Origin of the sequence: Halosimplex halophilum (assembly GCF_004698125.1) — an archaeon.
GTDB lineage: Archaea > Halobacteriota > Halobacteria > Halobacteriales > Haloarculaceae > Halosimplex > Halosimplex halophilum.
The window spans coordinates 101,366-122,996 of record NZ_SRHV01000005.1; the positions used below are offsets into that span (position 1 = coordinate 101,366).

A 21,631-nucleotide genomic window follows, 5' to 3' on the forward strand; every position below is an offset into this window, starting at 1 on the left:
GTCGGGGTCCCGCTGTCGGACCGCCGGAACCGTAGCTGATAAGCGCCCGCGGACGGAGGTACGCCCAACGATGCAGCAGTACCTCGATCTCGCCCGGGAGGCCATCGCCGAGGGCACCTACAAGCCCAACCGGACGGGCGTGGACACCCTCTCGACGTTCGGCGCGCACTACGAGGTCGACCTTCAGGAGGGGTTCCCCCTGCTCACGACGAAGGACCTGTCGGGCTACCGCTGGAACTCGCTGATCCACGAGCTCCTGTGGTACTTCTCCGGCGAGGAGCACATCCGAAATCTACGGGAGGAGACGAAGATCTGGGACGCCTGGGCCGACGAGGAGGGGCGTCTCGACACCGCCTACGGCCGCTTCTGGCGCCGCTACCCAGTCCCCGAGGACGGACTTGAGGGGGAGTCCTGGCCCGACGACGCCCATCGCTGGGTGAACGACGACGAGCGCACGTTCGACCAGTTCCAGTACGTGCTGGACACCCTCCGGGAGAACCCCCAGTCGCGGCGCATCGTCGTCAACGCCTGGCACCCCGCCAACGCGACGGTGAGCACGCTCCCGCCGTGTCACTACACCTTCGTCTTCAACGTCCAGGGCGACCGGCTGAATCTCCACCTCACCCAGCGCTCGGGCGACATCGCCCTGGGCATCCCCTTCAACATCGCCGCCTACTCGCTGGTGACCCACATCGTCGCACAGCGGACGGACTTCGAGGTCGGGAGCTTCTCGCACTCGGTCGTCGACGCCCACGCCTACTGCGGCGAGGGAGCGCGCGGCGAGTGGTACGAGCAAAACCGCGAGGAACTGCGCGAGCGGATGGCCGCCGTGGCGGACCGGTCGGAGTACGCCGGCGTCCGGGACTGGATCCTGACGGAGGCGCCCGCCGAGCCCGGGAAAGAGAACGCCGACCACGTGCCGAACCTGCTGGAGCAGCTGACGCGCGAGCCGCGCGAGCGGCCGACCGTCGAGGTTGCGGACAAACCTATCGACGACCTCGAGTTCGATGACATCGCGGTGCGCGACTACGACCCCGCGCCGGGGCTGGACTTCGCGGTCGCCGAGTGATGGGGGGCGAGTGATGGCCGACGCCGAGCGGGACGAGACGGATGTCGAGCGGGACGAGACGGGCGGCGAGCGGGACGAGACGCCGGTCGAGATCGCCCTCATCGTCGCTGTCGCGGAGAACGGCGTCATCGGGAACGAGGGGGAGATGCCGTGGCACTACCCCGCGGACCTGGCGCACTTCAAAGAGACGACCATGGGCCACCCCGTGGTCATGGGCCGGGTCACCTACGAGTCGATTTCGGGGCAGCTGGGCGGGCCGCTCCCCGGCCGGACCAACGTCGTGCTGACGCGCTCGGGCGTCGAAGCACCCGAGGAGGTCGTGCAGGTCGAGGGCGTCGACGCGGCCGTCGAGGCCGCCGCGGCGGCCGCCGCGGATGCCGGCGTGGAGACGGCGTTCGTCGCCGGCGGCGCGACCGTCTACGAGGCGTTCCTGGACCGTGCCGACCGGCTGGTGCTGACGGAGGTCCCGGGCGAACCGGACGGGGACACCCGGTTCCCGGCGTGGGACCGCTCGGCGTGGGTCGAGGTCGACCGCGAGTCCGAGGGCGAGCTGTCGTTCGTGACCTACGAGCGTCTGTGAGCGTCTCTGGCCCCAGATCTGCGCTTTCCAGGCGCTCGCTAGCTGTCGTATCTACCGCTGGGAACAGCTAGAGCTGAAAGCCCTCGGCGCGCTCGCGGTCGCTGAGCGACATATCCGCGCTCTCCGCACCGCCCGCGCGGATAGGGGTCGCTCAGGCGACTAAAATGGACGCGAGCGCGCCTCGCCCTTTCAGTCCGCCAGGACTGCACGGCACCGCGACCACCCCGAACAGCAACCGCAAACGGCCACGAGCCTCCCCAGCCGATTGCGCTTCTCGCAGGCTGCGATGCTCATCCCTCGCGCGGTTCCGTCGCGCGCATGAAAGCGCGCGACAGCGCGCGCCACCACACAGCAAACCGCCCCGCCACCGCACAGCAAACCGCCCCGCCACCGCACAGCAAACCGCCCGCCACTGCACAGCAAACCGCCCGCCACTGCACAGCAAACCGCCCCACCACCGGACAGCAAACCGCCCCACCACCGGACAGCAAACCGCCCCGCCACCGCACAGCAAACGGCCTCGCCGCCACGGACGGCCAGCCGACATCCGTCGGGGCCTATCCGGCGCCGTCGAAGTGCACGTCGGCGAAGTCGAGGACGGCGTCGAGATACCCCTCGTTCAGGGTGTGGGCGGTCTCGCGGCGGTAGTGACAGATCGAACCGACGGTCTCGTCGGCGATCTCGTCGTCGCCGTACAGCGGGAGGTCGTCGGCGATCCCCTCGGCGCCGAGCAGGTCCCAGACGGGTTCGGCGGCGCGGACGGCGTCGAGCGCGCGGCCGGGGTTGGTCCAGTGGTCGCGGGCGCCGGCGGTGTCGATCAGGGGCCGGGGCGCGACCAGCGCGGCGAGGCAGTGGCTGTCGACGGGCAGCCGGTCGACCTGCCCCTCGAAGGCGGCGTAGGTGTCGGCGAACCACCCCGGGAAGGTTCCGGTGATGTCGCCGACCCCCTCCTGGTCGTTGTCGCGGTCGAGCGCCGTCCCGCCGGTGCCGGACTGGTGGGGCGCGACGAGGCCGATCCGCTCGTCGGTCGCGCCCGCCAGCAGTGCGGCTTTGCCGCACCGGGAGTGGCCGAGGACGATGATCTCCTCGGCGCGGACCGCCTCCATGGGCCGGAGCGCGTCGACGCAGCGCTGGAGGCCCCAGGCCCACGCGGCGAGGACGCCCCACTCGGTGCCGGGCGGGCCCGGCAGTTCGTCGTCGTAGTAGGGGCGGATGCCGTCCGCGGGGTCGCCGCTGTCGGGGTCGATATCGGCGAACTGGTGGGTCGCGAAGCCGTAGCCCCGCGAGAGGACGTGCTCGACGCACCAGTAGTCGGCGGCGGCGCCGCGGTCGGCGGCCTCCTCCTCGAACCCTCCGTGTTCCCGGGCCGTGTCGGTGATCGTGACCGCCGGATCGGCGACGGCGGCGTGGTTACCCCGCCAGTTCAGCCCGAGCAGGACCGGCACGGACCGCCCCGCGTCGACGGCGTCGGCCGGCAGAAAGAGGGCGAGCGTGATCGCGGGCGCGTCGGGCGGCAGGTCCGCGAACGCGATCTCGGTCTCGACGAGCGTCGCCGCGCCGCCGCAGACGCCCGGGGTGCGTTCGGTCGCCGTCTCGATCTCGGGCGCGCCGGGGGCGTAGCCGTAGACGTACTGGCGGAGGAGCTGCCGGATCTCCGCGCGGCGGTCGCGCCAGTCGGCGGTGCTCTCGACGGGCGAACCGTCGCGGAACTCGAGCGGGTCCGGCAGCTCCGGGCGGGACGGGAGCCTGGAGGGGGCTGGCAGGTCCGTTGGGTCCGTGTGCATCGATACCGTCCGCGTGGGCGGGGCGGACCGAAAAGCCACCGGCGGCGGCGACCCGTAGCACCGAGTGCGGAGCGGTCCCGATAACCGGAGCGGCCGACCGCGAGCCCAACGGCTTTCGGCCCGCGGGGCCTGGTCCGGACCGATGACCCGCTCGGCAATCCAGCTGTACACGCTCCGCAACGTCGACCGCCCGTTCACCGAGATACTGGAACTCGTCGCCGACGCCGGCTTCGACGGGGTGGAGTTCGCCTACCGCGTCACCGAGGCCGACACCGACGAGGTGCTCGCGACGCTCGAATCGACCGGGCTCGACGCCGCCGGCGCCCACGTCGGCATCGACGAACTGGAGGACGATTTCGACGAGACAGTCGCCTACTACGACGAACTCGGCGTCGAACACGTCGTCGTCCCGTGGCTCGACGCCGAGCACTTCGCGTCCGTCGAGGCCGTCGAGGCCGCGGCCGCCCGCCTCGCGAAGCTGGCCGACGATCTGGCCGAGCGCGGGATGACCCTGCACTACCACAACCACGACCACGAGTACACCGACCTCGACGACCGGACGGGCTTCGACGCCTTCCTCGACGAGACCGAGATCCCCGTCGAACTCGACCTGGGGCTCGCGCTCGCGGCGGGCGACGACCCCGTCGAGCGCCTGCGCGCGCTGGGCGACCGCTCGCGACTGGTCCACCTCAAGGACTACGACGTGGACGCGGGCGAGTCGGTTCCGGTCGGCGAGGGCGACCTCGACCTGGAAGGCATCGCCGACGCAGTCGCCGACAACGGTAGCGAGTGGCTGATCTACGAGTACGAGGGCGCGGACCCGCTGGCGTCGCTGGAGCGAGCGGCCGACCGGACGGACGACCTCGTCTGAGCCCCCAGCGCCGACGACGGCGCCCGGGACCTCGCGGTTCGACCGGAACGGCGACGGAACGCCGTGAAGGGGCGCCTCGCGACCGCCGTGTGGACCGGTTCGGCCTGCTCGTGCAGGGTGGAGACTGATTGACCGGTGCCACGAGGATCGGATCCGAGTGTCGCCGCCCCGGCGCACACTGGCGAGCGCGGGCGGCGCGCCAGCGCACGGCCGTCGCGCGAGCCGTGCGGGAGAGTTTCCATGGCCAGTCAACACACCGACCGAGGCGAACGCGAGCAGCCGGCGGACGACCGGACCGGCCGCTCGACGAGTGGCACCGACACGAAACGACGGGGGCGCGCGGTCCGGGGGGTCGCCGGCGCCGGGCTCGTCCTCTACGGGCTCGGCAAGCGGTCGCTGCGCGGCGTGGCCGCCGCCGTCGCCGGCGGGTGGCTCCTGTTGCGAGCGCTCCGCGGACGCAGCGAGGGGGGTGGGACGGGCGGGTCGGGTAACTGGACCGCCCCGCGGGAGCGCGAGCGCGAACCGGAGGGCGCGCCGCCCGAGGCGCTCGACGTGCAGCGCTCGGTCACCGTCGAGCGCCCCGCCGAGGAGCTGTACGAGCGCTGGCGCGACCCGGAGACCCACGAGCGGGTCTGGGCGCACTTCGCCGAGGTCCGGGCGGTCGGCGAGGACCGCCAGCACTGGACCGTCGCCGGCCCGCGCGGCGTCGCCCTCGAGTGGGACGCCGAGGTGGTCGCGGCCGACCCGGGGAAGTTCCTGCGCTGGAAGTCGCTGCCCGGCGCCCGCGTCCCCAACGAGGGGTCGGTGCGGTTCCGCTCGCGGGGCGACGCGGAGACCGAGGTGACGCTGCACGTCCGCTTCGACCCGCCGGGCGGCCGCGTCGGGTCGGCGCTGGCCGAGCGGTTCGACCTCGTCCCGGACGCCGCCGCCGGGACGGCGCTCCGGCGGTTCAAGAGCCTCGTCGAGACGGGCGAGGTGCCGACGCTCGAAGCCAACCCCTCGGCCCGCGGCGCCGGTGATCTGGTGTGAGCGACGCCACCAGCGGCGCGGCCGCCGCGGGCACCGGGACGATGCGGGCGGTCTGCTGGCACGGCGAGAACGACCTCCGCGTCGACACCGTCCCGCGGCCCGCGCTCGTCAACCCGAAGGACGCCGTCCTGCGGGTGCGCGCCTCGACGGCCTGCGGCTCCGACCTGCACGTGATCGACGGCCTGATCCCGACGATGCGCGAGGGGGACGTGCTCGGCCACGAGTTCGTCGGCGAGGTCGTCGAGACCGGCGAGGCCGTCGAGGAGACGGAGACGGGTCAGCGAGTCGTCGTCCCCTCGTTTATCGGCTGTGGCGCCTGCTCGTACTGTCACGACGACCTGTGGTCGCTCTGCGACAACACCAACCCCAACGCCGCGATGCAGGAACCCGTCCTCGGCGACTCGACCGCCGGGGTCTACGGCTACACCCACGCCTTCGGCGGCTACGCCGGCTCCCACGCCGAGTACATCCGCGTCCCCCACGCCGACGTGAACTGCTTCGAGGTGCCCGACGAGCTTGACGACGAGCAGGCCCTGTTCGCCTCGGACGCCTGGCCGACCGGCTACATGGGCGCGGACTTCTGCGACATCGAGGACGGCGACACCGTCGCGGTGTGGGGCTGTGGCGGTGTCGGCCTCATGGCCCAGGAGAGCGCCGCGCTGATGGGCGCCGAGCAGGTGATCGGCATCGACCGGTTCCCCGAGCGGCTGGAGGCGGCCCGCGAGCACGCCGGCGCGGAGACGATCGACTACACCGCGGTCGACAGCGTCGTCGACCGCCTGGACGCGCTGACCGGCGGGCGCGGCCCCGACGCCTGCATCGACGCCGTCGGCATGGAGGCCCACGGCACCGGCCTCGCTCACCGCTACGACCGGGCGAAACAGGAGTTCGGCCTCCACACCGACCGCGGCGAGGCGCTCCGGCAGGCCATCCGCGCCGTCCGGAAGGGCGGCACGCTCTCGGTGCTGGGCGTCTACGGCCTGATGGACAAGTTCCCGGTCGGCGTCCTGATGAACAAGGGGATCACCGTCGAGACCGCCCAGCAGCACGGCCAGCGCTACGTCCCGCAGTTGCTGGACCACGTCGTCGAGGGGGAGATGGACCCCTCGTATCTCGCCACCCACGAGTTCTCGCTGGAGGACGGGCCGACCGCCTACCGGATGTTCAAGGAGAAAGAGGACGGGATGATCCGGCCGGTGTTCAAGCCCTGAGCGGTCGCCGAGGGGTCGACCCTCCGGGTCGAGGTCAACGAGTGGATTCAAGTCCGCGGCGGGGGAACCGACGCCCATGAACGCCGGAGACCGCGTCCGCGTCGACCGCGCGGACCAGACCTACGAGGGCGTGCTCCTGCCCTCGACGACCCGGGACCACCTGGTCGTCAAGCTCGACGGGGGGTACAACGTCGGCGTCGACCGCACCGAGGCCGACGTGGAGGTGCTCGAATCGGACGCCTACGACGTGGAATCGGCCCAGGCCGACAGCGAACAGTCGACCATCGAGTTCGACGACGACCTGCCCACGGTGTCGCTCATCTCGACGGGCGGCACCATCGCCTCGACGGTCGACTACCGCACCGGCGCCGTCACCGCGCAGTTCGACGCCGAGGACGTGCTCCGCGCCGTCCCGGACCTCGCCGGACGGGCCAACTACCGCGGCCGCGTCGTCGCGAACATCCTCTCGGAGAACATGACGCCCGACGTGTGGCAGGACCTGGCCGAGGCCGTCCACGAGGAGATCGAGGCCGGCGCCGACGGCGTCGTCGTCATGCACGGCACCGACACGATGCAGTTCACCGCCGCCGCGATGGCCTTCATGCTCGACACGCCCGTCCCCATCGTCTTCACCGGCAGCCAGCGCTCGGCGGACCGCCCCTCCTCGGACAACGTGATGAACGCCGTCTCCGCCGTCGAGGCGGCCAAGTCCGACTGCGCCGAGGTGCTCATCTGCATGCACGAGGACGAGTCCGACGACCGCTGTGCGCTCCACCGCGGCGTCCGCGCCCGGAAGAACCACACCTCCCGCCGGGACGCCTTCGAGACCGTCGGTGCGAAGCCGCTCGGGGTCGTCGACTACGACACCGACGGCGAGACGGAGGTCTCCTTCCGCCGCGAGCACCGCGAGCGCGGCGAGACGGAACTGGACATCGACCCCGACCTCGATACGGACGTGGAGTTGCTGAAGTTCACCCCCAGCACCGACACGGCGTTCCTCGATGCCCTCGAAGGTAAGTCCGGCGTGGTGCTGGAGGGCACCGGACTGGGCCACGTCCACACCGACTGGATCCCGCGGATCGAGGAGCTGGTCGAGGAGGGGACGACGGTCGTGATGACGAGCCAGTGTCTCGAGGGGCGGGTCTGCGACCGGGTGTACGACACCGGCCGCGACCTGCTGGAGGCCGGCATCGTCGAGGGCGAGGACACCCTCCCCGGGACGGCGAAGGTGAAACTCATGTGGGCGCTGGCGAACGTCGAGAGCGTCGAGGAGGCCATGTCCACGTCGCTGGCCGGCGAGATCAACGAGCGGTCGGTCCCGTGGACCTGATCTGAGCGGGACGATGGAGGTCCGCCAGGCCCGCGCCGACGACCACGAGGACGTCGTCGCGTTCACGAGCGACACGTGGGGCGACCGCTTCGACCGCGGGGACTACATCCCCGAGGTGTTCCCCGAGTGGGTCGAGAGCGACGGGCCCGACCAGCGGACCGTCGTCGCCGAGGAGGCGGGCCGCGCCGTCGGGGTCTGCCAGGTCGTCGCGCTCTCCGACCACGAGGCGTGGGCTCAGGGGATGCGCGTGGCCGACGACGCCCGGGCGAAGGGGGTCGCCGAGGCGATGAACGACGCCTGCTTCGACTGGGCGCGCGACCGCGGGGCGACGGTCTGTCGCAACATGGTGTTCTCGTGGAACGCGGCCGGCCTCGGCGCGGCCCGCGGGGTGGGGTACGACCCGGCCACGGAGTTCCGGTGGGCCCACCCGGACCCGGACGTCGACGCCCGCGCCGACGCGAACGGCGCGAGCGGGCTGGCGGCGACCGGCGACCCCGACGCCGCCTGGAGCTACTGGCAGCGTAGCGACGCCGCCCGCGAACTCGCCGGGCTGACGCTCGATCCCGAGGAGTCCTGGGCGCTCTCGGAGGCGACCCGGGAGCGGTTCCGCGCCGCCGCCGACGAGCAGCAAGTGTTCGCGGTGCAGGGGCCGGACGGGACCCGCGGCGCCGCCCTCCGGACCCGGGAGTACGAGCGCGACACCGAAGCCGGCGGCTCGGAGCGGTGGGTCGAGTACGGCGTCGGCGCCTGGGACGACGTGCCGGCGGCGCAGACGCTGTTCGCCGCTATCGCCCGCGACGCCGCCGACCTGGACGCCGACCGGACGCGCGTCCTGATCCCGGAGACGCCGCGGCACGTCTCCGACGCCGCCTACGCCGGCATCGCCGTCTCGGAGAACCCCGACTTCGTCATGGCCGCCGACCTGACGGGGCGGCGGTGAACTGCCGTCCTCGCGCGCTCCCGCCCCCGACACTTACCCTCGCGCGACCCGAACCCGGACGCATGGACGCCGAATCGTTCTTCGAGGAGATGCCCTTCGCCGACCTGCTGGGCATCGAACTCACCGAGATCGACGAGGGTCACGCCGAGGGCCGCCTGCCGATGCGCGAGGAGCTGTCGTGGCACAGCGAGCGCGTGCTGGCCCACGGCGGGGTGACCTACACCCTCGCCGACACCGTCGGGGGCGCGGCGCTCGTGTCGCTGGTGGACCGGCCCGTCCCGACCGTCGACATGCGGATGGACTACCTGGAGGCCGGGACCGGGGATCTGACCGCCGAGGCCGACGTGGTCCGGAACGGTGGGGATGTCGGCGTCGTCGATGTCGACGTGTACGCGGAAGGGGGCGACGGTGACGGCGACGCCCACCTCGCCAGCGCCCGCGGCGTCTACAAGACCGGCGAACCCGAGTGAGATGGTGAGCGGGTCGAGGATGCGTCCGTCGCGCTCGTTTCGAATCGACTTGACCGCACGTGACAGCAAGGGATGAAAGCCCTCGGCGCGCTCGCGGTCGCTGAGCGACATATCCGCGCTCTCGGCACCACCCGCGCGGATAGGGGTCGCTCAGGCGACTGAACTGCACGCGAGCGCGCCTCGCCCGTTCAGTCCACCAGGGACCGCGACCGCACGGTACGGCACCGCGACCGCCCGCACAGCACCGCAAAGGGCCATGACCCTCCCCAGCCGATTCGCGACCCGCGAGTCGCGAATCCACCGTCGGAGCAAGCTCCGACGAGCCTTCGTTCACACAGTTCACGAAGACCTCGCGCGGCTACGGTCGCGCGCATGAACGCGCGCTCCAGCGCGCGCCGACCGCACTTGCCCGGTCGCTGTCCGACGCCGACGGTTCCCCCGGATCAGACCCGCGGTGCGACTTCCTCGCCCAGGCGCTCGATACAGTCGACCATCGCGTCGGTACCGATGCCGGGGTAGTAGGTCCGCAGGATCACGTGTACGTCGTCGCCGAGCGCCTCGCGGTAGCGTTCCAGTTCCGCGACCACGTCGTCGGGCGTCCCGAAGACCGCATCGTCTCTCAGCTCCGCGCGGCGCTCGGCGGGGAGTTCGTCGATCGCTTCGCCCTCGTACCACTCGGCGTACCGGCGCTGGAGGTAGTAGTAGCCGTCGCGCATCGCCTCCCAGGCGGCCTCGCGGGAGTCGCCGACGAAGCCGTGGGCGAGGACGTACACCTGGAAGTCGCCGTCGAGGCCCTCCTCGTCGCGGACGCGGCGGATGTCCTCGACGCGCTTCTCGACGCCCTCCAGCGACAGCGAGGAGGGGGCACACCAGCCGTCGCCGATGCGGGCGGCGCGGCGGACCGCGGGTTTGGCGGCGCCGCCGAGGAATATCGGCGGGTCGCCGGCGGGGTCGGGGGTCACGGTCGTCTCCGGGTCGATGTCGTGGAACTCCGGGTCGACGCCGACCGGGCCCTCGGACCACGCGCCGCGCAGGAGGGCGACGGCCTCCTCGGTGCGGGGGACCCGTTCGTCCGTCGGGACGCCGAAGTTCTCGAACTCGGTGTCGCGGTAGCCGATGGAGAGCCCGAGGGCGAGCCGGCCGTTCGAGAGCAGGTCGACGGTGGCTGCGTCCTCGGCGAGCCGGACCGCGTCGTAGAGGGGAGCGAGGGCGATGCAGGTGCCGACGGTCGCGTCGTCGGTCGCGGCGGCGAGCGCGCCCAGCGCGGGCATCGTGCCCGACAGGTAGCCGTCGTCGGCGAAGTGGTGTTCGGAGACCCACGCCGAGGCGAGGCCGGCGTCGTCGATGGCGGCGCCGAGTTCGAGCAACTCGTCGTAGATCGCCTCGTACGACCGGTCGTCGTCCGGGCGGCGCTGGCAGGTGAACAGACCGGTGCCCAGATCCATACCCCCGAGTAGGGGCCGGCATGGGAAATAGTCACACGACGGGTGATGCTGCCGTCGGACGACTCGGCGACCGGACGGCGGTGGGGGGTCGACCGCGCGGTCGCCACGCGATCGTCGGTCCGGTCAGCAGTCGACGCGGGAGATCTCGGCGACGGGCCACTGACTCAGCACCTCGACGCCGTCGTCGCGGACGACGACCATCTCCTCGACGCGGACGCCCTGGCGGTCGGCCGGCGCCTGCGTCTCGACGGCCATCGTCATCCCGGCCTCGATCTCGATGGGGTGGTCCGGCGAGACGCCGCGCCAGACCAGCGGGACCTCGTAGAGCTGCAGCCCCAGCCCGTGGGCCCAGTGGTTGGTCGTCAGCTCCCAGTGTTCGTCGGCGCCGTACCAGTCGGCGTGTTCGCCTTCCATGTCGGGAAACGCCGCGGCGATCTCGTCGGTCGTGACGCCCGGCTCGATCCGGTCGAGGACGCGATAGAGGGTGTCGACCGCCGTCTCGTAGGCGTCCCGCTGGGCCTCGGTCGGCTCGCCGAGCGAGAACGTCCGGTAGTAACAGGAGCGATAGCCCAGATAGCCGACGTTGTAGAAGTCGGCGTAGACGAGGTCGCCGGGGCGCAGCGCCCGGTCGGTCGTGTTGGCCTGGTGTTTCGGCCAGGTGTTCGGCCCAGAGGTGAGGTAGCCGCCCCCCACCGTGGCGCCGTGGCGGTGCAGTTCCCGCACCGCCTCGCCCCACACCTCCGACTCGCGGGCGCCCGGGCGAGCGGCCTCTGTGATCCGCTGGAAGCCCGCCTCGCAGATCGCGGCGACCTGCCGGAGACACTCGATTTCGTCGCGGGTCTTGGTCTTCCGGGCGTCGTGCATGATATCGACCGCCCGGTCGACGCGAGTTTCGACCCCTCGATCGTCGAGCGCGTCGTGCAGCCGCCGGGCGCCCACATCGACTCCCAGCGGCAGGTCGTCCACGCCGTACTCGGCCATCGCCGCGGCGACGAGGTCGGCCATCTTTCCCGCCAGAAATGCGCGGGCGGAGTCGCTGCCCGAGGCGCGCGGGACGTTCCCCAGCCCCGGCGCGGCGTGGCGGACGTCGTCGAGCCACGGGCAGTTGTACCGCTGGTTGGCGGCGTGGTCGGCGGTGTCCCAGTGGACCACGTCGCCGTCCTCGGTCAGCAGCGTGTAGTGGTCGGCGCCGCTCCCGCCGGTCATCGCCAGCCCGGTCACGTACCTGATGTTCGGGTCCGAGACGAGCAACAGGGCACCCAGCGGCGAGTCCCCCAGGCGCTCCAGCGCCCGCTCGTAGCGTTCCCGGCGCATGCGCTGCACGTCGATGCGCTCCTCCCAGTCGACCGCCATCGTCCCCCGCGTTCCCGCCATGTACTCGCGGTCGTGCATACGCGAGCTTCGGCCGCCGAACCCATCAAGTTACGGCAAAAATTGCGAGCGTCCCCGGGCGTCACTCCGGCGATGGCGTCGGCGTGATCGGGCGCGTCTCGGTCGCGGTCGGCGTCTCCGAGGGCGTCGATCGGTCGGTTTCCCCGGCGGCGGTCGGCGGGTCGCCTCGCTCGGTCGTCGCGGGATCCCCTTCGGTCGTAGCGGTCGCTCCGACGCGGACGGTGCGGTCCATCGACCCGTCGCGCCAGTAGAGCCCGAACCGGAGGGTGTGGGGTTGTGACGGGCCTCGTTCGCTCACGGTGTGTTCGTGTTCCCACGTCGCGGTCTCGCCGGCGGGGACCGGCAGGCGAGCCGTGGCCTCGGGCGCGTACAGCGGCGCCGAGCGGTTGAGCGCCGCCACGAACGTCCCGTCGACGCTCGCGGTGTTCTCGACGGTCACCGACAGCTCGATCGGCTCGCCGGGGTCGGCCGTCTCGGGCGCCGCGAACGACCGCACCGCGAACGACGCGGGCGGCCGGGCGAGCGCGGCGACGGCTTCCCCGGTCAGCGCGCGCTCGCCGCCCGGCCAGGTTATCGTCGCGGCGTCGGCGTCGAGCGGGTTCGGGACCCGGAAGACGACCCACCCCTCGGGCTCGTCGACCGGCGAGTACGGCTCGCCGTAGTCGAACAGCGCCCACCACTGCCGCCCCACGTCGACCCGCGCGGCGTAGGAGTCGCCGCCGGCGACCAGTTCGATCTCCTCGACGGGTGGGTCCGTCCCGCCACGCGCGTCGAGCAGCGCGACCACGTACTGCTCGTCGCGCTCGCCGTAGACGCCGAACGAGTCCGGCGAATCCGGCGCGGCGAGTTCGGGGACGACGAACGCCTCGTCGACGAAGCCGCCTGCGGTGGTCGTTTCCGTTCCGGATCCGCTATCCGCGGGGGACGGCCTCGCGCCGCCGGTCGCAGTCGGTTCGGTCACGGTCGGCGTCTCGGTGGGCGTCGCCGACAGGGAGCCCTCGCCCGCCCCGTCCGAGTCGCCCAGACAGCCCGGGACGGCGACGGCGCCGGCCGCGAGCGCGGCGAGGAGGTCGCGTCGGTCCATACCCGGACGGTCGGGCGTCCCGGATAAGGGCCTTCAGGAGGGTACAGCGTGCGTTTGAACGACCGCGCCGGTTCGGGGCGATTCCGACCGAGCGGGTCGAGTACGGGCGCCGCGGTCAGGCGACTTCGAGCCCGTCGAGCGCGTCGGCCAGCGCCGCGCTCTCGACGACCCGGTCGGTCACGCGCAGCGGCGAGACGCTCACGTCGCCGTCGGCGAGCGCGCGCCGGTCGGTGTCGGTCTCGCCGGGCGGGAAATCCACGTCCCGATCCTTCCGCAGCGGGTCGTAACTCCGGTCCTCGATCCGCGCGGTCGTGCCGTCCTCGGAGACGGTCACGTCGAAGGCCTCGTTCGGCCGGGTGAGCCGGACCTGCGGGTCCGCGGCCCGTTCGGTGGGGACGTGGACGGTGAGGTAGTCGACGGCGTCGAACGCGCCCGACCCGGGGAGCCGCTCGGCCAGCCCGGCCGTGAACTCGACGGTGCGGGCGAACGACTCCGCGGTGGGGTCGTCGATCTCGCCGCCGACGGGGTCGTAGGCGGAGACGGCAATTGCGGGCGTCCCGAGGTGAGCGGCCTCGATGGCGGCGCCGACCGTCCCCGAGCGGCCGAGCCGGTGGAGCGCGATGTTCGGCCCCGGGTTCGGTCCCGACACCACCAGGTCCGGCTCGACCGCCAGCCCGCGCAGGCCGTAGGCGACGCAGTCGGCGGGCGTCCCCTCGACGACGCGCCCCCACTCGTGGTCGCGGACCTCGACCGCGTAGGAGTTCTTCCGGCCGAGCCCGCTGTGGTCCTCGGCGGGCGCGACGACCGTCACCGCGACCGATTCGGCCAGCCGCTCGTAGAGACACGCCAGCCCGAGACTGTCGATGCCGTCGTCGTTCGTCAGGAGGACGTGCGGCTCGTCCATCGGCGGGGGTTCGCCCGGTGGGGGCACGGAACTATCGGTCCACACGAAGGTTGCGACGGGCGGCAAGTATCGCCGGAAGGTACATCCGCCGGCCGACTCGTATGTGTGGTATGCACAAACACATCGCGCTGCTGAACCGGCGCGAGGGGGAGCGCCACGACGAGTTCCGCGAGCGGTGGCTGGAGGAACGGGCCCCCCTCGTTCGCGATATCGAGGGCGTCGTCCGCCACCACACGGTCGTCCCGACCGACCCCGACGCCGCCGAGTTCGACGGGATCGCCGAGCTGTACTTCGAGTCGCTGGCCGACCTGCAGGCCGCGGTGGGCACGGGCGAGGACGAGCAGCGGGGGGAGGGCGGCTTGCCCGCCGTCGGCGAGCGGTCGGCGTTCGTCGGCGAGGAGGTCCTCCAGCGGGACGAGACCGGGGGCGACACCGACGGGCTCTACAAGCACTCGGCGTTTCTGGTGCGGAAGGCGGGGATGAGCCACGGGGCCTTCCGCAACTACTGGGAGACCGAGCACACGCCGCTGGCCCGCGACATCGAGGGGGTCGTCCGCTACCACACGGTGTACCCCGTCGACCCCGACGGCGCCGCGTTCGACGGCGTCGCCGAGCTGTACTTCGAGTCGCTGGCGGATCTGTACGACGCGCTCGGCTCGCCCGGCTCGCGGGACTACGACCCGGGCAAGGAGGTGGCCGCGGCCGCCCGCGAGGACGTGGACAACTTCCTCGCCGTCGAGGAGCGGCCGCGACTCATCGGCCGCGAGACCGTCCGGTTCGACGCGACCGACCGCGAGGGGTACTGATGGGCGGCGACGACCGACGAACCGACGAGGGGGGCGACGATCCCGGTTCGACCCGAAACGATGGGGGCGAGTACGAGCGACAGGTCCGTGACGCCTTTCCCGAACTCGACGCCATCACCGACGAGGACCTGCGCGAGCGGGTGGTCGAGGCCTGGACGCTGGGGCTCCGACGCGGCGGCTGGCGCGACATCCACGAGATCCCCTACGCCTGGAACATCCACGAGGTCAGCAACGTCGAACACACCCGGGGGGTGACGGAGATCGCGGTCGAGGCCGCCGCGGTCCAGCGGAACCGCCACGGTGCGGCGGTCGACACCGACACCGTCGTCGCCGCCTGTCTGCTGCACGACGTGGGCAAGTGCTACGAGTACGTCGCGCACGTCGACGACGACCTGGTGGACCCCGACCCGCGCTACGCCGGCGAGGCGATCCCCCACTCGCTGTCGGGCTACGCGCTCGCCCACGAGGTCGGCTGCCCGCTCGCCGTCCAGCGGGCGATCCCGCACTTCCTCGGCGAGGTCCCCGAGCGCACGCTGGCGGCCGAACTCGTCAAGAGCGCCAACGCGGCCTCCTCGAACGCGATCACGCAGGCGACGATGGGGCTCTCCCTCGACGAGTGGGTCGAGCGGTACTCGCGGACGAGCGACTGACCGGACGCCTCGACACGAGCGGCGACGCACTCGACCGCGAACCGGGCGGCGACGTACCCGACTGCGAACCGGGGACCTACCGCCGGGTTGGCCGAGCGTACCCGGGATAGCGCGCGGATTACTATCCGGGGTCGGCCCGCCGACTCCCGCATGAACCGGAACCTGGCGGCGGTCGCGCTGACCGGAATCGTCCTGCTGAGCACGGTCGGGCTCGGGAGCGCCGCGCTCCTGGGGGGCGCCCAGGCGGGCAACCAGAGTTCGACCGTCTCCGTCTCGGCGACGGGGACCGTGACGGCCGAACCCGACAGGGCCGTCGTCGACCTGGCCGCGACGGCGGAGGCCGACAACGCCACGGCGGCGACGGAGCGCCTGGCTGAGGACACCTCGACGCTCCGCGACGCGCTCGACGACGGAAATCTCTCCGTCGAGTCGGTCGCCACGACGAGCTACTCGGTCTTCCAGCGGGTCGACAACGGGACGACGACCTACGTCGCCCGCCAGTCGTTCGCGGTGACGACGACGAACACCAGCGAGGCCGGTGCCGTCGTCGACACCGCCGTCGCCAACGGCGCCGCCGAGATCGACGGCGTCGCGTTCACGGTCTCCGACGAGCGCCGGCAGGAGGTCCGCGCCGACGCCATCGACGAGGCGGTCGACGACGCCCGCGTCCAGGCCGAAGCCGTCGCCGACAGCACCGACCTCGCGCTCGGGGAGGTCCGCTCCGTGTCGACGGGCGACGGGAGCGGCTTCCTCGTCGAACGGGCCGCCGACGCGGGGACGACCGTCGAACCCAGCCCCGTCAGCGTCTCCGCGACCGTCGAGATCACCTACAACGCGACCGCCGACTGAAGCCCGCTCGCCGCGTATTCGCCGTCAAACAGCGAATACGAACAGTCAGACAGGGTCGAGCCCCCGCTCCTCGCGGAGGACGGAGACGTACTCGGAGATACCCGCTTCGAGGCCGTACTCGGGTTCGTAGCCCAGGTCCTCGCGGGCCGGCGTGATGTCGAGCGTCTGCGTCCACGGGAGGTCGCCCTCGTCGGAGACGGAGATGTCGGCGCCGGGCACCACGGACCGGACCGCGTCGGCGGCCTCGCGGATCGTGGCGCACTCGCCGCGGACGTTGTAGATCCGCTGGGAGAGGGCGGACTCGTCGGCGAACGCGGCCTTGCGGAACGCCTGCGCGATGTCGCGGACGTACTGCCAGTCGATGACCTGGTCGCCGTACTCGACGGCGAACGACTCCCCGACGGCGGGTTTCTCGACCAGGTCCACGAGGAACGCCGAACCGCCGGTCTCGCGGTAGGGGCCGTACGCGACGGTCGGGCGGAGGCCGACGTGGGAGACGCCGAACTCCTCGGCGTAGACCCGCGCCTGGTGTTCGTTGTACTCCTTGGTCGCGCCGTAGAGGGTATCGGGGTAGACCAGGTCGTCCTCCGTGACCCAGGCCGTCCCGTCGCCGACCGGTTCGTCGACAACCGGCTGGCCGTCCGCCTCGCCGTCGCCGCCCCCGGCCGAGTAGTGCTCGGGCGGCGCGTACACCGCCGCCGACGACGCCCACGCGACGCGCTCGATCTGGTCCGGGAGCGCCCGGGCCGCCTCGAAGACGTTGTTCGTCCCCCCGCAGTTCACGTCGAGCGCCGCCCGCGGGTTCGCCTCGGCCGCGTCCGTCAGCAGCGCGGCGAGGTGGACCACGCGGGTCGCCCCCGTCTCCCGGACCGTCCGGACGACGGCCGTCGGGTCGGTCACGTCGCCGCGGACCACGTCTACGTCGTCGGCGACGCCCAGTTTCGCCAGCCGGGTCTCGTCGGTCGACAGGTCGAACGCGACCACGTCGTGGCCGTGGTCGACGAGGTCCGCGGCGACGTACGCCCCGATGAAGCCGGTCCCGCCGGTCACCAGTACCGTTGCCATACCGTCCGTTCGCCCACGAACTGGAAAAAGTTGCCGCAAGATTCGAGGCTGACATTTATCCCGGAGAGCGCGACCATCCCGGCTCGTGCTGTGAGAGCCACCGCGGAGCGGGTCGCGGTCGCGCGGCGCGCCGCTCCGCGGGTCGACTGCGCCGCCTGTTCGCCCTCACGTCGGGTCACCAGCAGCCGGTGTTCACTCGTGTAGCCCGCCGACCTCCTCGTAGAACGGCGACGCCAGCCGGTCGGCCATCGGTTCGTCGCGGTCGATGCGCACGTCGACGACGGTCGGGCGGTCGTCGGCGTTCGCGTCCACCAGCGTCGGTTCCAGGTCTTCGGGTTCCGTCACGCGGGCGCCGCGGGCCCCCATCGCCCGCGCCACCGCGACGAAGTCGGTGTCCGGGAACTCCGTCCCCGGCAGCTCGTCGTCCATCTGGCGGACCATCCCGAGCGAGGTGTCGTTGAGGACGACGAACGTCGGTGCGACGCCTCGCTGGACGGCCGTCTCGACGGCGGTCATCGTCATCGCGAAGCCGCCGTCACCGGCGACGGCGATCGCGTCGCGGTCGGTCACCAGCGCCGCGGCGACCGCCGCCGGCGCGGCCCACCCCATCGCCCCGACGCCGCCGCTCCCGAAGTACGTCCGACGGGCCGGCGTCTGGAGGTAGTTGAGCAGCCAGAAGCGGTTGTTGCCCGAGTCCGCAGTCACGACCGTCTCCGCGTCCACGACCGACTCGACCGCGGCGACGGCGCGCTGGGGCTTGATCGGCACCGCGTCCGAATCGCAGGCCGGCGCCGTGAAGTCCTTCCGCGCCGCGGCCGCGCGGTCCAGTGCCCAGCTGTCCCCGTCCGATTCGTCCGGTAGCCGGTCGGCCAGCGCCGCCAGCGTCGCTCGCGCGTCGCCGATCAGCCCCACGTCCGCGGGGTAGACCCACCCGGCGTTGCGCGAGTCCACGTCGGCGTGGAGGATCGTCTGCTCGTCCGGGCGGACGAACGACGCCGCGCCCCAGTTGGTGTCCATCGGGTTGAGCCGGCAGCCGACGACCAGCAGGGTGTCGGCCTCGCTGACGGCCCGATTGGCGCCCTCGTGGCCGAACGACCCGACGACCCCGACCGCCCGGTCGTGCGTCTCGGCGACGGTCGACTTCCCGAGGTAGGAGGTCGCGAGGGCGGCGTCGGCCGCCGCGGCGGCCGCCTCGAGTTCGTCGTAGGCGTTCGCCGCATGGACGCCGTTGCCCGCGAGTATCACGGGCCGCTCGGCCTCGTCGAGCGCTGCTGTCGCCTGTTCGAGGTCGCCGTCGACCGGCCGGGCGTCCCACGTCCGGGCCTGTGCCTCGTCGTCCCACAGCGGCGGCATCGGATCGTCGGGTACCTCCTCGGTCACGGCGTCGCCGTCGAGGACGACCGCGCACGGTCCCGGTCGGCCGGCGGTCGCGTGCTTGAACGCCAGCTGGAGGCTGCGGATCGTCTCGGTCGGCGTCCGGGGCTCCCAGTGCTCGGCGGTCACGCCGTCGAGGATCGACGGGAGGTCGAGGCCCCCGTAGTCGCCGCGGGCCCCCTGGTACGGCGCGAGCGTCGCGTACTCGCCGCGCTCGCTCGCCTCGGTGATCACGACCATCGGCGACGACCCCAGCCGCGCCTCCATCTGGCCGACGGCGCCGAGGCTCCCGATCCACGGGCCCTGTCCGGCGAGCACACCGGGCTCGCGTGTGATCCGACCGGCGGCCTCGGCCATGACGCTGGCCTCGCGTTCGTCGCGCGGCCGGACCACCTCGATGTCCGACTCCCCCAGCGCGTCGAACACCTCGATCACGCGCCCGCCGGGGTAGCCGAAGACGTACGCCACGTCGAGCGCTTCCAGCGTCGCGGCGATCCGCTCGGCCGTGTTCATGCCGTCGAGTACCACGGCGACGGCCTTGGTAGTTCCGCGCGGCGGGGCACTCCGGCTCTCCGGCGGTAGAGACTTCCCGGACGACGGCGTAGACGGCGCCGTGAGGGGCGACCCGAGCGTCGCGGGCGTGCTCCTGGCCGCGGGCGACAGCCACCGCTTCGGCGAGTGCGACAAACTGCTCGCGACGTTCGACGGCGAACCGCTGGTCCGTCACGCCGCACGGACGCTCGTCGAGGCCGACATCGGCTCGACCGCGGCCGTCGTCGACCCGGAGTCGCCGGCTGTCGCCGACGCGCTCGCCGGCGTCGACCTCGCGGTCGTCGAGAACCCCGACGCGGCCGCCGGCCAGGCCACGTCGGTCCGGTGCGGTGTCCGGTGGGCGCGCGACCGGGCCGACGCGGTCGTGTTCGCGCTCGGCGACATGCCGCGGGTCGACCCCGGGACCGTGGACCGGCTCGCCGAAGCCTACCGGGCGGGCCGCGGGTCCGCGCTCGCGGCGGGGTACGACGGCCAGCGGGGCAACCCGGTTCTGTTCGACGCCCGGCACTTCGACGCGCTCGCGGCTGTCGAGGGCGACCGTGGCGGCCGCGGCGTCTTCGAACGGGCCGACGACGCCGCGGTCGTCGAGACGGGCGACCCCGGCGTCCTCGCGGACGTGGACACCACCGCTGACCTCATCGCGCTCCGCCAGTGAGCGCTCAGAGCACGTCGGTATCGACCAGCGAGACGGTCTCGCCCACGTCGTGCTCGGCGGCGTACTCGTAGACGACGTGGCTGGCCGCCACGTCCTGGATGGCCAGACCCGTCGAGTCGAAGACGGTCACGCCGGTCTCTGGCGTGCGACCCGGTTTCTCGCCGACGACGACCTCGCCGAGTTCGCCGTGGATGTCGTCGTCGGAGAGGACGCCCTCGCTCCAGGGGACGTTGATCTCCCCCGAGTGGGTGCACTGCTCGTAGTCGTCGATGACCAGGAGGGAGTCGAGCAGGACCTCGTCGGCGATCTCGTGTTTCCCGGCGGCGTCGGCACCGATGGCGTTGACGTGGGTGTGGTCGCCGACACTGTGGACGATGGGCTCCTCGACCGGCGTCACCGTCGAGAGCACGTCACAGCGGGCGGCCTCCTCGATAGACCCGCCGCGCACGTCGAACCGGTCCTCGAAGGCCGCGACGAACTCCGCGACCTTCTCCTGGTCGCGGTCGGCGACGACGACCTCCTCGATGGGCCGGACGGTGGCGACCGCCTCCAGTTGCGTGTACGACTGGACGCCCGCGCCGACGATACCCATCGTCCGGGCGTGCTCGACGGCGAGGTGGTTCGTCGCTACGGCCGCGGCCGCGCCGGTGCGCTTGCGCGTGATCGTCGTCCCGTCGAGCAGCGCGAGCGGGAACGCGGTCTCGGGGTCGGAGTAGACGACGGTGCCCATCACCGTCGGGAGGTCGTGGTCGGCGGGGTTGTCGGGGTGGACGTTGACCCACTTGACCGCCGCGGCGTCCCACTCGCCGGCGTCCAGGTACGCCGGCATCGACCGGAAGTCGCCGTTGTACGCCGGCAGGTCGATGTAGGACTTGGCGGGCATCTGGGTGTCGCCGCGCGCGTCGGCGGCGAAGGCGTCCTCGACCGCGGAGACGACCGCCGACATCTCCGCGGCTTCCTCGACGGCATCGGGGTCCAGAAGCAGCGTCTGCATACCGGATATACCCCCGCCGCGCACTTAGAAGTTCGACCGGTTTCGAGACGATGTGCTCGTTGAGTGGGTGTTTCTGCTGGGTTTGTCGTGGAAGGAAGTCGTATCGGGGAGAGCGCAGTCAACCACAGGCGCTGAAAGCCCTCGGCGCGCTCGCGGTCGCTATCTCCGAAAATCTTCGATTTTCGGGATCTCGCAGGAGCGGAGCTCCTGCGGACCTCGCGAATCTCCGATTCGCTCAGTGACGAGAGAGCGGAGCTCTCTCGAACCAAGCGGGATATCCGCACTCTCGGCACCGCCCGCTCACGGCACAGCCGTTCGCTTCGAGGCGCCCAGCGCCTCGCACCGCGCGGATAGTGCCCGCTCAGACGACTACACGAGCGCGAGCGCGCCTCGCCCTTTCAGTCCGCCAGGCGCCGCACCGCAACCCCACCGCAGACAGCCACGACCCTCCCCAGCCGATTCGCGACACACGAGTCGCGAATCCCTCGCGCGGTTTCGTCGCGCGCATGAACGCGCGCTCCAGCACGCGCCGACCGCACCGCAACCGCTCACCGCAACCGCTACCGCCTGTAGTTAG

20 protein-coding genes are annotated in these 21,631 nt (G+C 72.1%); 12 read left to right on the top strand and 8 right to left on the bottom strand.

What is annotated here, in order from left to right; genetic code table 11:
* Positions 1–70: 70 nt before the first annotated feature.
* A complete protein-coding gene (thyA, locus tag E3328_RS17005; protein ID WP_135365840.1) occupies positions 71–1,069 on the top strand; it encodes a thymidylate synthase in 999 nt (332 codons plus the stop codon).
* Positions 1,070–1,082: 13 nt separating this feature from the next.
* Positions 1,083–1,649, top strand: a complete 567-nt coding sequence (locus E3328_RS17010) for a dihydrofolate reductase (protein WP_135365841.1) — start codon at positions 1,083–1,085, stop codon at positions 1,647–1,649.
* 557 nt (positions 1,650–2,206) lie between these two features.
* Here E3328_RS17010 and E3328_RS17015 read toward each other — a convergent pair.
* Entirely contained in the window at positions 2,207–3,433 is a 1,227-nt protein-coding gene (locus E3328_RS17015) for a glucuronyl esterase domain-containing protein (protein WP_135365842.1), read from the bottom strand.
* 142 nt (positions 3,434–3,575) lie between these two features.
* Between E3328_RS17015 and E3328_RS17020 the strand changes: the two genes are divergently transcribed.
* The 6 genes from E3328_RS17020 to E3328_RS17045 all read left to right on the top strand — a co-directional run bounded on the left by E3328_RS17020 (position 3,576) and on the right by E3328_RS17045 (position 9,284).
* The gene (locus tag E3328_RS17020; RefSeq protein ID WP_135365843.1) at positions 3,576–4,304 is read left to right on the top strand and encodes a sugar phosphate isomerase/epimerase family protein; all 729 of its coding nucleotides are present in this window, start codon (positions 3,576–3,578) and stop codon (positions 4,302–4,304) included.
* 240 nt (positions 4,305–4,544) lie between these two features.
* Positions 4,545–5,333, top strand: a complete 789-nt coding sequence (locus E3328_RS17025) for an SRPBCC family protein (protein WP_135365844.1) — start codon at positions 4,545–4,547, stop codon at positions 5,331–5,333.
* A gap of 41 nt (positions 5,334–5,374) precedes the next feature.
* Positions 5,375–6,544 (top strand): zinc-dependent alcohol dehydrogenase, encoded by a 1,170-nt coding sequence (locus tag E3328_RS17030; protein ID WP_135366439.1) that lies wholly within the window; start codon positions 5,375–5,377, stop codon positions 6,542–6,544.
* A gap of 76 nt (positions 6,545–6,620) precedes the next feature.
* Complete coding sequence (gene gatD / locus E3328_RS17035; RefSeq protein WP_135365845.1) at positions 6,621–7,874, top strand: Glu-tRNA(Gln) amidotransferase subunit GatD; 1,254 nt, start codon at positions 6,621–6,623, stop codon at positions 7,872–7,874.
* Between the two features lie 13 nt (positions 7,875–7,887).
* Positions 7,888–8,814 carry a GNAT family N-acetyltransferase gene (locus tag E3328_RS17040; RefSeq protein ID WP_135365846.1) on the top strand — a complete coding sequence of 309 codons (927 nt, stop codon included), beginning with the start codon at positions 7,888–7,890 and terminating at the stop codon, positions 8,812–8,814.
* 62 nt (positions 8,815–8,876) lie between these two features.
* A complete protein-coding gene (locus tag E3328_RS17045) occupies positions 8,877–9,284 on the top strand; it encodes a PaaI family thioesterase (RefSeq protein WP_135365847.1) in 408 nt (135 codons plus the stop codon).
* A 443-nt stretch (positions 9,285–9,727) separates the two neighbouring features.
* On the opposite strand, the gene E3328_RS17050 is transcribed toward E3328_RS17045, so the two are convergent.
* From E3328_RS17050 to surE, 4 genes are all read right to left on the bottom strand, one after another.
* Positions 9,728–10,729, bottom strand: a complete 1,002-nt coding sequence (locus E3328_RS17050; RefSeq protein ID WP_135365848.1) for an LLM class flavin-dependent oxidoreductase — start codon at positions 10,727–10,729, stop codon at positions 9,728–9,730.
* Between the two features lie 123 nt (positions 10,730–10,852).
* Complete coding sequence (locus E3328_RS17055) at positions 10,853–12,121, bottom strand: M24 family metallopeptidase (RefSeq protein ID WP_135365849.1); 1,269 nt, start codon at positions 12,119–12,121, stop codon at positions 10,853–10,855.
* Positions 12,122–12,182: 61 nt separating this feature from the next.
* Positions 12,183–13,205 carry a hypothetical protein gene (locus E3328_RS17060; RefSeq protein ID WP_135365850.1) on the bottom strand — a complete coding sequence of 341 codons (1,023 nt, stop codon included), beginning with the start codon at positions 13,203–13,205 and terminating at the stop codon, positions 12,183–12,185.
* A 115-nt stretch (positions 13,206–13,320) separates the two neighbouring features.
* On the bottom strand, positions 13,321–14,109 hold the full coding sequence (surE, locus tag E3328_RS17065; RefSeq protein ID WP_135365851.1) for a 5'/3'-nucleotidase SurE: 789 nt from the start codon (positions 14,107–14,109) through the stop codon (positions 13,321–13,323).
* 110 nt (positions 14,110–14,219) lie between these two features.
* On the opposite strand from surE, the gene E3328_RS17070 reads away from it, so the two are divergent.
* The 3 genes from E3328_RS17070 to E3328_RS17080 all read left to right on the top strand — a co-directional run bounded on the left by E3328_RS17070 (position 14,220) and on the right by E3328_RS17080 (position 16,414).
* The gene (locus tag E3328_RS17070) at positions 14,220–14,915 is read left to right on the top strand and encodes an EthD domain-containing protein (RefSeq protein ID WP_135365852.1); all 696 of its coding nucleotides are present in this window, start codon (positions 14,220–14,222) and stop codon (positions 14,913–14,915) included.
* On the top strand, positions 14,915–15,565 hold the full coding sequence (locus tag E3328_RS17075; protein WP_135365853.1) for an HD domain-containing protein: 651 nt from the start codon (positions 14,915–14,917) through the stop codon (positions 15,563–15,565). Before E3328_RS17070 ends, E3328_RS17075 begins: the two co-directional genes overlap by 1 nt.
* 150 nt (positions 15,566–15,715) lie before the next feature.
* Complete coding sequence (locus E3328_RS17080; RefSeq protein ID WP_135365854.1) at positions 15,716–16,414, top strand: SIMPL domain-containing protein; 699 nt, start codon at positions 15,716–15,718, stop codon at positions 16,412–16,414.
* Between the two features lie 45 nt (positions 16,415–16,459).
* Here E3328_RS17080 and E3328_RS17085 read toward each other — a convergent pair whose 3' ends face one another.
* Both E3328_RS17085 and E3328_RS17090 read right to left on the bottom strand, forming a co-directional pair.
* Positions 16,460–17,479: an NAD-dependent epimerase/dehydratase family protein gene (locus E3328_RS17085; protein ID WP_135365855.1), complete on the bottom strand. Its 1,020-nt coding sequence runs from the start codon at positions 17,477–17,479 to the stop codon at positions 16,460–16,462.
* A gap of 192 nt (positions 17,480–17,671) precedes the next feature.
* Positions 17,672–19,366 carry a thiamine pyrophosphate-binding protein gene (locus E3328_RS17090; protein WP_135365856.1) on the bottom strand — a complete coding sequence of 565 codons (1,695 nt, stop codon included), beginning with the start codon at positions 19,364–19,366 and terminating at the stop codon, positions 17,672–17,674.
* Positions 19,367–19,466: 100 nt separating this feature from the next.
* On the opposite strand from E3328_RS17090, the gene E3328_RS17095 reads away from it, so the two are divergent.
* On the top strand, positions 19,467–20,060 hold the full coding sequence (locus tag E3328_RS17095) for a nucleotidyltransferase family protein (RefSeq protein ID WP_135365857.1): 594 nt from the start codon (positions 19,467–19,469) through the stop codon (positions 20,058–20,060).
* A gap of 4 nt (positions 20,061–20,064) precedes the next feature.
* Here E3328_RS17095 and E3328_RS17100 read toward each other — a convergent pair whose 3' ends face one another.
* Positions 20,065–21,054 carry an ornithine cyclodeaminase family protein gene (locus E3328_RS17100; RefSeq protein WP_135365858.1) on the bottom strand — a complete coding sequence of 330 codons (990 nt, stop codon included), beginning with the start codon at positions 21,052–21,054 and terminating at the stop codon, positions 20,065–20,067.
* Positions 21,055–21,631 lie beyond the last annotated feature (577 nt).